Annotated in this window: 11 protein-coding genes; 8 read left to right on the top strand and 3 right to left on the bottom strand. The window is 63.3% G+C overall.

Going from position 1 to position 11980, the window contains the following annotated elements; all coding sequences use genetic code 11:
- Positions 1–33: 33 nt before the first annotated feature.
- The gene (gene fur / locus KSS93_RS06855) at positions 34–438 is read right to left on the bottom strand and encodes a ferric iron uptake transcriptional regulator (RefSeq protein WP_217841707.1); all 405 of its coding nucleotides are present in this window, start codon (positions 436–438) and stop codon (positions 34–36) included.
- Positions 439–535: 97 nt separating this feature from the next.
- Between fur and KSS93_RS06850 the strand changes: the two genes are divergently transcribed.
- Positions 536–1057, top strand: a complete 522-nt coding sequence (locus tag KSS93_RS06850) for an outer membrane protein assembly factor BamE (RefSeq protein ID WP_217887669.1) — start codon at positions 536–538, stop codon at positions 1055–1057.
- A 189-nt stretch (positions 1058–1246) separates the two neighbouring features.
- Here the strand turns inward: KSS93_RS06850 and KSS93_RS06845 are convergent, their stop codons facing one another.
- Positions 1247–1681, bottom strand: a complete 435-nt coding sequence (locus tag KSS93_RS06845) for a type II toxin-antitoxin system RatA family toxin (RefSeq protein WP_217841705.1) — start codon at positions 1679–1681, stop codon at positions 1247–1249.
- A 161-nt stretch (positions 1682–1842) separates the two neighbouring features.
- Between KSS93_RS06845 and smpB the strand changes: the two genes are divergently transcribed.
- A complete protein-coding gene (smpB, locus tag KSS93_RS06840; RefSeq protein WP_217887668.1) occupies positions 1843–2325 on the top strand; it encodes an SsrA-binding protein SmpB in 483 nt (160 codons plus the stop codon).
- A 122-nt stretch (positions 2326–2447) separates the two neighbouring features.
- Here smpB and KSS93_RS06835 read toward each other — a convergent pair whose 3' ends face one another.
- Entirely contained in the window at positions 2448–3215 is a 768-nt protein-coding gene (locus tag KSS93_RS06835) for a GntR family transcriptional regulator (RefSeq protein ID WP_217887667.1), read from the bottom strand.
- Positions 3216–3474: 259 nt separating this feature from the next.
- On the opposite strand from KSS93_RS06835, the gene KSS93_RS06830 reads away from it, so the two are divergent.
- The 6 genes from KSS93_RS06830 (at position 3475) to KSS93_RS06805 (ending at position 11965) form a co-directional block, all read left to right on the top strand.
- Complete coding sequence (locus KSS93_RS06830) at positions 3475–5145, top strand: lactate permease LctP family transporter (RefSeq protein ID WP_217887666.1); 1671 nt, start codon at positions 3475–3477, stop codon at positions 5143–5145.
- A 63-nt stretch (positions 5146–5208) separates the two neighbouring features.
- Positions 5209–6354, top strand: a complete 1146-nt coding sequence (gene lldD, locus KSS93_RS06825) for an FMN-dependent L-lactate dehydrogenase LldD (protein WP_217887665.1) — start codon at positions 5209–5211, stop codon at positions 6352–6354.
- A gap of 74 nt (positions 6355–6428) precedes the next feature.
- Positions 6429–9239 (top strand): FAD-binding and (Fe-S)-binding domain-containing protein, encoded by a 2811-nt coding sequence (locus KSS93_RS06820; protein ID WP_217887664.1) that lies wholly within the window; start codon positions 6429–6431, stop codon positions 9237–9239.
- Between the two features lie 342 nt (positions 9240–9581).
- Complete coding sequence (locus tag KSS93_RS06815; RefSeq protein WP_217887663.1) at positions 9582–9830, top strand: hypothetical protein; 249 nt, start codon at positions 9582–9584, stop codon at positions 9828–9830.
- A gap of 304 nt (positions 9831–10134) precedes the next feature.
- Positions 10135–11406 (top strand): PAAR domain-containing protein, encoded by a 1272-nt coding sequence (locus KSS93_RS06810; protein ID WP_217887662.1) that lies wholly within the window; start codon positions 10135–10137, stop codon positions 11404–11406.
- A complete protein-coding gene (locus KSS93_RS06805; RefSeq protein WP_217887661.1) occupies positions 11387–11965 on the top strand; it encodes a hypothetical protein in 579 nt (192 codons plus the stop codon). Before KSS93_RS06810 ends, KSS93_RS06805 begins: the two co-directional genes overlap by 20 nt.
- The last annotated feature ends 15 nt before the right edge of the window (positions 11966–11980 follow it).

Genomic DNA, 11980 nt, shown 5'->3' with positions numbered 1-11980 from the left:
GGTCGCCTTTGCTGTCCATAACGATCTAACTCGTTACTTCTTTTTACGCACATAGAGGACCAGGTTGTGGTCCACCAGTTCGAAGCCGTGCTCGGCCACGATTTCCTTTTGCCGGCGTTCGATCTCTGCATCCATGAACTCAATGACTTCGCCGCTATCCACGTTGACCATATGGTCGTGGTGACCGCCATCAGCCAGCTCGAACACCGCATGGCCGCCGTCGAAGTTGTGGCGAACCACCAGGCCAGCCGCTTCGAACTGGGTCAGAACGCGGTACACGGTCGCCAGGCCAACGTCCTCGCCAGCCTCCATCAGCGCCTTGTAGACATCCTCGGCACTCATGTGACGCTGCTCGGTAGAGTCGAGCATCTGAAGAATCTTGACTCGAGGCAGGGTCACCTTGAGGCCGGCTTTGCGCAATTCGCTATTTTCAACCATGGTCAGCTTTCTCGCCGATGCTGCTTCGCAGCTTCTCTTAATACGGGTATGATCGGGGTTTACGTTGTCCAGCCAAGATAGTGGAAGTCGCCCACCGATGCAAAACAACACCAAGCTCTTGCTAACCAGCCTCACCCTCGTGGGACTGCTCGCACTCGCCGGTTGCTCGTTTCCCGGGGTTTACAAAATCGACATCCAGCAGGGCAATGTCGTCACGCAGGACATGATAGACCAATTGCGCCCGGGAATGACCCGCCGGCAAGTAAGGTTTATCATGGGCAACCCCCTGCTCCAGGACACCTTCAACAACAACCGCTGGGACTACCTGTACAGCCTGCAGCCCGGTGGCGGCCAGCGCCAGCAAGAGCGCATGAGCATTTTCTTCAACGATAGCGACCAACTGGTCAGCCTGGCCGGCGACTTCATGCCAGGCGTCAGCCGCGACCAGGAAATCCTCGGCGGCAGCGGCGACACCACCGTCAGCCCGGCCCACCAAGGCCAGCCTGCCGAAAAACCGGCCAAGGCCGGCTCGCTGGAAGACTCGATCCAGAAAGAGATCGACACCATCGAGACCACCCCGGTGCCCACCCCGGCCCCGCTGGAAACCTCGCCGCAGTAAACACTGCGCACAAAAAAGCCCGGGCATTGCCCGGGCTTTTTTATTGGCCGCGCGGTGCAGGCCTTGTAAGAGCCAGCTTGCCGGCGATGAGGCCCGATTGGGCGGTACAAGGTTCGCTGGGGACACCGGCTTTGCCGGTGATCGCCGGCAAGGGGGCGGCGTGAACTGATAAGACCCCTCGTTGCCACTTCAGCTATACAGCTGCTTGGCCCGCTGACAGAACGCATCGACCATGGTATTGGCCGCCTGGTTGAACAGCGGGCCCAAGGTAGCGCGCACCAGGGCGCCGGCGTAGTCGAACGACAGGTCCAGGCTGATCTTGCAGGCCTTCTCGCCCAGCGGCTTGAACACCCACAACCCATGCAGCTGGGTGAACGGCCCCTCTTCCAGGTTCATCTCGATGGACTGCCCCGGCACCAGCACGTTACGCGTCACAAAATGCTGGCTCATGCCGCCCTTGGCCACATCCAGCTTCGCCCGCATGTGCGTGTCGCTCACCTCGATCACCGTCGAAGCCGAGCACCAGGGCAAGAATTGCGGGTAGCTGGCCACATCGTTGACCAGGTCGTAAAGCGCCTGGGCAGGGTATGGCAGCAGGGCCGAGCGTTGAATATGGGTAGTCATCCAGGCATCACTTCCAAACGGGGCGGCGGCGCTTCGCAGCGCCGGAAAAACAGTTCTGATCAACAGAACAAGGCCTCCATTGTCAGGGATTCGTCCTACAGGCTCAAGCGCAGCTAAACCCCGTAGCCGAGCGCGCGGCGACTCCCTATAATGCGGCCCCTATGGCTAAGCAAAAGAAACATCCGACCGGGACCATCGCGCAGAACAAAAAGGCGCGACACGATTACTTCATCGAACACAAGTTCGAGGCCGGGCTGGTCCTGTCCGGTTGGGAAGTAAAAAGCCTGCGGGCCGGCAAAGCGCACCTGACCGACAGCTACGTGCTGCTCAAGGATGGCGAAGCCTGGCTGTTCGGCAGCCACATCACCCCGCTGACCACCGCCAGCACCCACGTCATCGCCGACCCCATCCGCAGCCGCAAGCTGCTGCTGAACAAGCGCGAGCTGGAGCGCCTGGAAGCCGCCGTGGCGCAAAAGGGCTACACCTGTGTGGCGATGTCGCTGTACTGGAGCAAGCACCTGATCAAGTGCGAAATCGCACTCGGCAAGGGCAAGAAGGAGTTCGACAAGCGCGACACCGTGCGCGAGCGCGACTCCAACCGCGAGCTGCAGCGCACCATGCGCAACAAGGGCAAGGAAGAGTAAATCTTCTTCGGCCGGTAAGGGCCTCTTCTCGGGCAAGCCCGCTCCCACAGGTATGGCGCTGAATTCAGAATCGGCGCCATACCTGTGGGAGCGGGCTTGCCCGCGAAAGCTGCAACACCGTTTTACCGCCCGCTGCGCCGCTCTGCCCGCGCCACCCGCTGAGCCTCTTCCTGCGCCTCTTCCAGCACCTCCTGCACATACAGAATGTGCCGGCTGGACACCTCCCGCGCCTCCTCGGCCCGCCCCTCGACAATCGCCTGGTACAACTCACGGTGCTGGCTGATCAGCATGTCGCGCGTCTCGCTGCGCTGCTGGTACATGCCGCCGATGTTGGTAACCACGTTGCGCTTGAGCAAATCAAACAGCCCACGGATGGTGTGCAACAGCACCGCATTGTGGCTGGCCTCGGCAATCGCCAGGTGAAAGCGCGCATCGGCCGCCCCCTCCTCTGCCCGGTTGACCTCGTCAACCCGGTTGTAGCAGTCCTGCAGCGCATCGAAGGCTACCTTCAAGCGCTCGCGGTCCGGCCCGGTGGCACGCAGGGCCGCGTAGTAGGCGCAGGACGCCTCCAGCGTATGGCGAAACTCCAGCAGGTCGCGCTGCGCCTCGGGGCTGCCCTCGAGCAATTTGAGCAGCGGGTCGCTGAACGTCGAGCCCAATGACTCGGCCACATAGTTGCCACCGCCCTGGCGGCTGACCAGCAGCCCCTTGGCCACCAGTTTCTGGATCGCCTCACGCAGCGACGGGCGCGACACCCCGAACTGCTCGGCCAGGGCGCGCTCGGCCGGCAGCCGCTGGCCCGAGGTCAGCGTGCCTTCCAGAATCATCCCTTCCAACCGATCGACGATGTCGTCGGACAGGCGCCGTTGGCGGACCTGATCAAAAACCATCACATGCTCTCCACGAACCCCGGCGGTACCGGGCCGGGGGCGCCTATTCTGCGCCTAACCAGCCCACCCCGACACCCATCAGTTGGCGTTTTTCAGCGCCACTCAGTCACCCGCTCATCGGCATGCGACCAAAGTTTTCCACAGGACAAATTGACACACCCACGAAGCGGCTTTTAACCTAGCGACCAGCCATTGTAAATTGGTCTTACCAATTATCCAATGCCAGTGCCTGACCAACAACAATTAGGGGCCACCCCGTATGCAAACCTGGCAACAACTCTATACCCCGCTCGGTAGTCTCGGCCTGTCCGCACTGGCGGCGGTCGTTCCCATCGTGTTCTTCTTCCTCGCCCTCGCCGTGTTCCGCCTCAAGGGCCACGTCGCCGGCAGCATCACCCTTGCACTGTCGATCCTGGTGGCCATCTTCGCCTTCCAGATGCCCGTGGACATGGCCCTGGCTGCCGCCGGCTATGGCTTCCTGTACGGCCTGTGGCCAATCGCCTGGATCATCGTTGCCGCGGTGTTCCTCTACAAACTCACGGTCAAGAGCGGCCAGTTCGAAGTGATCCGCAGCTCGGTGCTGTCAATCACCGACGACCAGCGCCTGCAGGTGCTGCTGATCGGCTTCTGCTTCGGTGCCTTCCTCGAAGGCGCTGCCGGCTTCGGCGCCCCGGTGGCCATCACCGCCGCGCTGCTGGTGGGCCTGGGCTTCAACCCGCTGTACGCCGCAGGGCTGTGCCTGATCGCCAACACCGCACCGGTGGCCTTCGGCGCCCTGGGCATCCCGATCATCGTTGCAGGGCAAGTCACCGGCATCGACGCCTTCCACATCGGTGCCATGACCGGCCGCCAGCTGCCGCTGCTGTCGCTGTTCGTGCCGTTCTGGCTGGTGTTCATGATGGACGGCCTGCGCGGCGTGAAAGAAACCTGGCCTGCCGCCCTGGTGGCCGGCCTGAGCTTCGCCGTCACCCAGTACTTCACCTCCAACTTCATCGGCCCTGAGCTGCCGGACATCACCTCGGCTCTGGCCAGCCTGATCTGCCTGACCCTGTTCCTGAAAGTCTGGCAGCCCAAGCGCTCGTTCAGCGAAGCCCGCGGCAGCGTCGGCGCCGCCGTGGTGCAGTCGGGCGGCAGCCAGCCAACCCCGTACAGCTTTGGCGAGATCTTCAAGGCCTGGTCGCCGTTTTTGATCCTCACCGTGCTGGTGACCATCTGGACCCTCAAGCCATTCAAGGCCGCGTTCGCCCCGGGCGGTGCGATGTACAACTTCGTGTTCAACTTCGCCATCCCGCACCTTGACCAGTTGGTGATCAAGACCGCGCCGATCGTCACCGCACCCACCGCCATGCCGGCGGTATTCAAGCTCGACCCGATCTCCGCCACCGGCACTGCGATCTTCCTGTCGGCACTGATCTCCATGGCGGTACTTAAGATCAACTTCAAAACTGGTCTGACCACTTTCAAAGAGACCTTCTGGGAGCTGCGCTGGCCAATCCTGTCCATCGGCATGGTGCTGGCCTTCGCCTTCGTCACCAACTACTCCGGCATGTCCTCGACCATGGCCCTGGTACTGGCCGGCACCGGCGCTGCGTTCCCGTTCTTCTCGCCGTTCCTCGGCTGGCTGGGCGTATTCCTGACCGGCTCCGACACCTCGTCCAACGCCCTGTTCAGCTCGCTGCAAGCCACCACTGCCCACCAGATCGGCGTCAACGACACCCTTCTGGTAGCAGCCAACACCAGCGGCGGCGTAACCGGCAAGATGATCTCGCCGCAGTCCATCGCCGTGGCCTGCGCCGCCACCGGCCTGGTCGGCAAGGAATCGGACCTGTTCCGCTTCACCGTCAAGCACAGCCTGTTCTTCGCCACCATCGTCGGCCTGATCACCCTGATCCAGGCTTACTGGCTGACCGGCATGCTGGTTCATCACTAAAGTGCAAGGGGCCGGGCGCGCCAATGCGCCCGGCATCTCCTACCACCCACGCTGCGAGAATCCATGATCATTTCCGCCTCTACCGACTATCGCGCCGCGGCCCAACGCAAGCTGCCCCCCTTCCTGTTCCACTACGCCGACGGCGGCGCCTACGCCGAGCACACCCTGCGCCACAACGTGTCGGACCTGGCCGGCATCGCCCTGCGCCAGCGCGTGCTGAAGAACATGTCCGAGCTCTGCCTAGAGACAAAGCTGTTCGACGAAACCCTGAGCATGCCCGTGGCCCTGGCACCGGTCGGCCTCACCGGCATGTACGCCCGCCGCGGCGAAGTGCAAGCCGCCCGCGCCGCCGCCGCCCACGGCATCCCGTTCACCATGTCCACCGTATCGGTGTGCCCGATCGAAGAAGTGGCCCCGGCCATCGACCGGCCGATGTGGTTCCAGCTGTATGTATTGAAAGACCGCGGCTTCATGCGCAACGCCTTGGAGCGTGCCAAGGCCGCCGGCGTGAAAACCCTGGTGTTCACCGTCGACATGCCGGTACCCGGCGCCCGCTACCGCGACGCCCACTCCGGCATGAGCGGCGCCAACGGCCCGCTTCGCCGCGTGCTGCAAGCCATGACCCACCCCGAGTGGGCCTGGGACGTCGGCGTGATGGGCCGCCCGCACGACCTGGGCAACATCTCCAAATACCGCGGCAACCCCACGGGCCTGGCCGACTACATCGGCTGGCTGGGCGCCAACTTCGACCCGTCGATTTCGTGGAAGGACCTGGAATGGATTCGCGAATTCTGGGACGGCCCGATGATCATCAAGGGCATCCTCGACGCCGATGACGCGCGCGATGCGGTCAAGTTCGGCGCCGATGGCATCGTCGTCTCCAACCACGGCGGGCGCCAGCTCGACGGCGTACTGTCCAGCGCCCGCGCCCTGCCGGCCATCGCCGACGCAGTCAAAGGCGATATCAAGATCCTCGCCGACTCCGGCATTCGCAGCGGCCTGGACGTGGTGCGCATGATCGCCATGGGCGCCGACACCGTGCTCATCGGCCGCGCCTTCCTGTGGGCCTTGGCCGTGCATGGCCAGGCCGGGGTAAAGAACCTGCTGGAGTTGTTCGAGAAAGAAATGCGCGTGGCCATGGTGCTGACCGGGGCCAAGACCATCAGCGAGATCACCCGCGATTCGCTGGTCCGCGAACTGGGCGCCTGAGCGCCCGCACCCGATACCGCCTGAATGACCGGGGCACGCCGCGCGCAGACGCTGCGGCCCCGCGAGGAGACTGCATGAGCCTGCCTGCCGCGTTCCTGCGTGATGCCGAGCGCCTGATCCCCGCCGAACGCCGCTTCGACGACCCCACCTCGACCCTGGCCTTCGGCACCGACGCCAGCTTTTACCGCTTGATACCCAAACTGGTGGTGCGGGTGGAGTCCGAAGACGAAGTGGTCGCCTTGATCCAGCTGGCCCAGCGCGAGCGCATACCGGTCACCTTCCGCGCCGCCGGCACCAGCCTCAGCGGCCAGGCCATCAGCGACTCGGTGCTGATCGTGCTAGGCGATAACTGGAACGGCCGCGAAATCCGCCACCAAGGCGAGCAGATCCGCCTGCAGCCCGGCGTCATCGGCGCCCAAGCCAACGCCTGGCTGGCCCCTTACGGGCGCAAGATCGGCCCGGACCCGGCCTCGATCAACGCCTGCAAAATCGGCGGCATCGTCGCCAACAACGCCAGCGGCATGTGCTGCGGCACCGCGCAGAACACCTACCACACCCTCGCCGGCCTGCGCCTGGTGCTGGCCGACGGCACCCGCCTGGACAGCGAAGACCCGGCCAGCGTGGCCGCCTTCGAGCGCAGCCACGCCACCCTGTTAAGCGAGCTCGCCCGACTGGGCCGCGAGACCCGCGCCAACACCGCGCTGGCCGAACGCATCCGCCACAAATACCGACTGAAAAACACGACCGGTCTGTCACTGAACGCACTGGTGGACTACGACCAGCCGCTGGACATTCTGCAGCATCTGCTGGTCGGCTCCGAAGGCACCTTGGGCTTCATCAGCGCCGTCACCTACGACACCGTGCCCGACCACCCGCACAAGGCCAGCGCCCTGCTGGTGTTCCCCACCGTCGAAAGCTGCTGCCGCGCCGTCACCGTGCTCAAGCGCCAGCCCGTATCGGCCGTGGAGCTTCTGGACCGGCGCAGCATGCGCTCGGTGCAGGAGATGCCCGGCATGCCGCTGTGGGTCAAAGGCCTGTCCGAAAACGCCTGCGCCCTGCTGATCGAGTCCCGCGCCGCCAGCCAGAGCCTGCTGCACGAGCAGCTCGGGCAAGTGATGGCCTCCATCGCTGACTACCCGCTGGAGCAAAAGGTCGAGTTCAGCGAAGACCCCGCCGTGTACAACCAGCTGTGGAAGATCCGCAAGGACACCTTCCCCGCCGTCGGCGCCGTGCGCCAAACCGGCACCACGGTGATCATCGAAGACGTCACCTTCCCCGTCGAGCAACTCGCCGAAGGCGTCAACCGCTTGATCCAGCTGTTCGACAAGCACCGCTACGACGAAGCGATCATTTTCGGCCACGCGCTGGAAGGCAACCTGCACTTCGTCTTCACCCAGGGCTTCAACAGCGCCGCAGAAGTCGCCCGCTACCAGGCCTTCATGGACGACGTGGCGCAGCTGGTGGCCGTGGAGTTTGGCGGCTCGCTCAAGGCCGAGCACGGCACCGGCCGCAACATGGCGCCGTTCGTCGAGCTGGAATGGGGCAATGACGCCTACCAGCTGATGTGGCGGCTCAAGCGCCTGCTCGACCCCAACGGCATCCTCAACCCGGACGTGGTGCTGAGCACCGACCCCGACATCCACCTGAAAAACCTCAAGCCGCTGCCCGCTGCCGACGAAATCGTCGACAAGTGCATCGAATGCGGCTTCTGCGAACCCGTGTGCCCGTCCAAGGGCCTGACCCTGAGCCCGCGCCAGCGCATCGTGATGTGGCGCGACATCCAGGCGAAAACCCGCGCAGGCGAAAACACCCGCGAGCTGCTGCAAACCTACCAGTACCAGGGCATCGACACCTGCGCCGCCACCGGCCTGTGCGCCCAACGCTGCCCGGTGGGCATCAACACCGGCGAGCTGGTGAAAAAGCTGCGCAGCCAGGCCGCCGAGCACATCAAGACCGCCGACTGGCTGGCCGAGCACTTCCACACCACCCTGCGCGGCGCGCGCCTGACCCTGGCCGCCGCCAACGGCGCGCGCAAGCTGCTCGGCGCCCCGCGCATGGCGCGCATCAGCGCCACCTTGAGCAAAGCCAGCAACGGCCGCCTGCCGCAGTGGACCCCGGCCATGCCGCAGCCACTCAAGCCCATCGACTTCGGCCCCGCCAGCAACGACGCCCGCCCACGGGTGGTGTACCTGGCCGCCTGCGTGTCCCGCGTGATGGGCCCCGCCTACGACGACCGCGAGCAAAGCTCGCTGCTGGACAAAACCCGCGCCCTGCTGGAAAAGGCAGGCTACCAGGTGGTCTTCCCCGGCAACGCCGACAGCCTGTGCTGCGGCCAGCCGTTCGCCTCCAAGGGCTACACCGAGCAGGCCGAGCACAAGCGCCAGGAGCTGATCGCCGCGCTGCTGCACGCCAGCCGCGGCGGCCTCGACCCCATCTACTGCGACACCAGCCCGTGCACCCTGCGCCTGGTCCAGGACCTCGGCGAAACCCGCCTGGACCTCTACGACCCGGTGCGTTTCATCCGCACCCACCTGGTGGACAAGCTCGAGTTCACCCCGCAAGACGAGCCGGTGGCCGTACACGTGACCTGCAGCACCCAGCACCTGGGCGAAAGCCAGGCGCTGATCGACCTGGCGCGGCGCTGCAGCAAGCAGGTGGTAATCCCCGAAGGCATCCACTGCTGCGGTTTTGCCGGCGACAAAGGCTTCACCACCCCCGAGCTGAACGCCCACTCGCTGCGCACGCTGAAAGATGCCGTGCAGTATTGCAGCGAAGGCATCTCCACCAGCCGCACCTGCGAGATCGGTTTGTCGAGCCACAGCGGCATTGACTACCACGGGTTGGTGTACCTGGTAGACCGCGTAACCCGGGCGCGTAGTCTCTGAACCAGCGGGCCGCCTGTGGGAGCGGGCTTGCCCGCGAACACCGGCGCAGCCGGTGCCAGCCACCGCGCTGCCTGCTTCACCGCCCCCGCTCCCCCAGGCACCACACGCCCCTCAAACCTGCGCAGTACCTGTAGGAGCCGGCCGGCGATTGGCCCTCACCCCCTCACCCCCTCTCAACCACCAGACCTTTCCCACACCAAATTCAGACCAAGCTGAATATGCACCCCCTCCCCCGGCAGGCATCGTCCGCAACGCACGGATCGCCGCCAAGGCCTGCAGAAAAGCGCGGCATCGGCCCCCAAACCTCCTCCCAACTACTCATTCTCTGAGCGAGAAGCCAACATGTCAGAGCTCTACCTGTTGGGTTACACCTTGGCGGCGGCTTTTCTGCTCGACTGGCTATGCCGCTCAACAACCTTGCGCGGCACGCTGTACCTGGTGCTGATGGCCGTCAGCATCACCAGTTGCTCCCAACTGGGCGAACGACAGGTGCTGCAACTCGATGGCGGCCAATGGGGACTCATGTTCGCCCTTGCCGGCCAACGCCTGCTGTTCAAACGCTCGCGCTATTCCCGCAGCGAAGGTGATTGAGCCCAGCACCCGCCTGCAATCCGCAGATCGTGGGAGCGGGCTTGCCCCGCGATAAGGCCCCAAATCCGCCAGAAATCTCCAAACCCGCAACCAAATGCTTCAGCGCGAAAACCAATCAGACCTTTCCTACGCACTTATAGGAATCGGTCACGTAGCAGCCCCAATCCCCCAGCGATAACGTCCCCGCCACTGCCCCAAGTACCCGGCGCAGCTCCCCGGCACCCCGTCACGACCCCAGCTCACGGACCGAGACCGTCCTGGCCCAGGTGCCTTTCCAACGCATCGTTCGATACCAAGGAATGGCATGATCCCTACCGCTCGACTCGGCGACACCCACTTCTGCCCCCTCCCCGGCCACGGCATCACGCCCATCGTGTCCGCCTCGCCCACCACGCAAATCAATTCCATGGGCGCCGCCCGCGTCGGTGATGTCTGCGGCTGCGGCGCGGTCATCACCGCCGGCTTCCCCTACATCACCATCGACGGCCAGCCAATGGCCCACCTTGGCAGCCCCACCAGCCACGGCGGCACCATCCTCACCGGCAGCCCGGACCCCCTCGGTGGCTTCATGTTCGGCGGCGAGGCCAGCCAAACCATCGTCGACTTCGCCAAGCTCGGCGCCGTGCGCCCGGACGGCTCGGTGGACGAGCAACTTATGGCGGAACTGTTAGCCGACCCGCAGCTACAGCAACGGGCGCTGCTGTCCGGCGCCCTGCTGAACCCCAGCAGCAAAACCCCGCCGGCACCCAGCCAAACGACCACACCCGAACTGATCGCCGTCGCCGGCAGCCAGCACGACGCAGGCTCGGGCAACAAGATGATGTTCATCGGCCAGGCCGTGCGTGAGCTCGCCGAGTTCAAGCGCAACAAGCCGACCCTGATACGAACGCTGGTGGTATTCACGCCGTCGTACAACGAGCAAATGCTCAGCGCCGCCCGCGAATCCGCCGTCGCCTACGAGGCCGAATATGTGGAAGTGGCAACCGCCCAGGCACTTATCGACTACCTGAACGAGGGCAAAAACCGAAGGCAATTTCCCATCGAGCAACTGGCGCTGTTCAGCCATGGCGTACCGCAACGGGTTGCCTTCGGCTACCAACTCGCCGACGACTTTGACATGGCGCTGAACATGCTCAATTACGAACAGATCTCGCCCCAGGCTTTTACCAGTAAGGCCCAAATCGACAGTTATGCCTGCCGTACCGGCATGGGCAACCGCTCCGAATTTCCGGTTGAAGACAGCATTCAGTTCTTGCCGCAAACCCATCAGAGCCTGGCGCAGTTGCTGGCTGACCATCTGCGGGTCAAGGTGCGCGCGTTCGTGCGCCGGTCGGACTACAAGAATACCTGGGGGTCATTTGAGGAGCGGCAGTGGGGCAAGCTTTGTGGGATCAGTGGTAATGCTGCGCCGGATGAGACGTGGTGTAGGAAGTGGGGCAAGCTCGAAAAAGAGCGCAATGATAATCACAAAGATCGTGACTTCACCTATCAGACTATGGGCGCCACAAACCCTGTGATCTCAGGCGATACCCCAATTGGCGCGCCAGGAGGTTTTTTTGAGTTTCTACCAAAGTAAAGGCCTCTGGTTTGGGCTCACTCTCATTTCTTCCTTTCTCCTATTCGCAGCCCACTATGGATTCAAAGTGATGACAAGTGTCTACAAAACAGACTTCGGTAACGGTATGGTGATTTACGCCGACGATTATGTAAATAGCGGTCAATGGGTGTTCGACTGCAGGTACTCACGACTGATCAACCGCCAACCACTCCCTATTCCGCTCGCCGAATTAAGGCAGGCCAACATGTTTACAATAGGTAGCATGTATGAATTGAATGCGACTGACACGCTCCTTGCCAAAGAAGCCATCAGGGCCATAACAGCACAACCTGATTGGTACGAAAGCTTGCGCTACTTGTATTCAGGTTTAGGCGACAACAGCAACCTCGATACGCATGTTTTCGACCTACTGGCTCAACATGAAGGTCGCACATGGGCGTTACGGGTTCGACAACATATCCATTACGACGGTAAATCCAGTTTCAATATCATCGCCTTGTCTTACGACCCTGAGACTTATGATGATTATGCCAAGGCGCTCGAGATTGCAAGAAAGAGCTGCCCGGTCCCGCAATAGGCAATTGCAGCACCT

This window comes from Pseudomonas xanthosomatis (assembly GCF_019139835.1).
GTDB classification, from domain to species: Bacteria; Pseudomonadota; Gammaproteobacteria; order Pseudomonadales; family Pseudomonadaceae; genus Aquipseudomonas; species Aquipseudomonas fakonensis.
The sequence above is the reverse complement of the archived record's forward strand: the minus strand, read 5'-3'. Positions and strand labels throughout refer to the sequence as shown.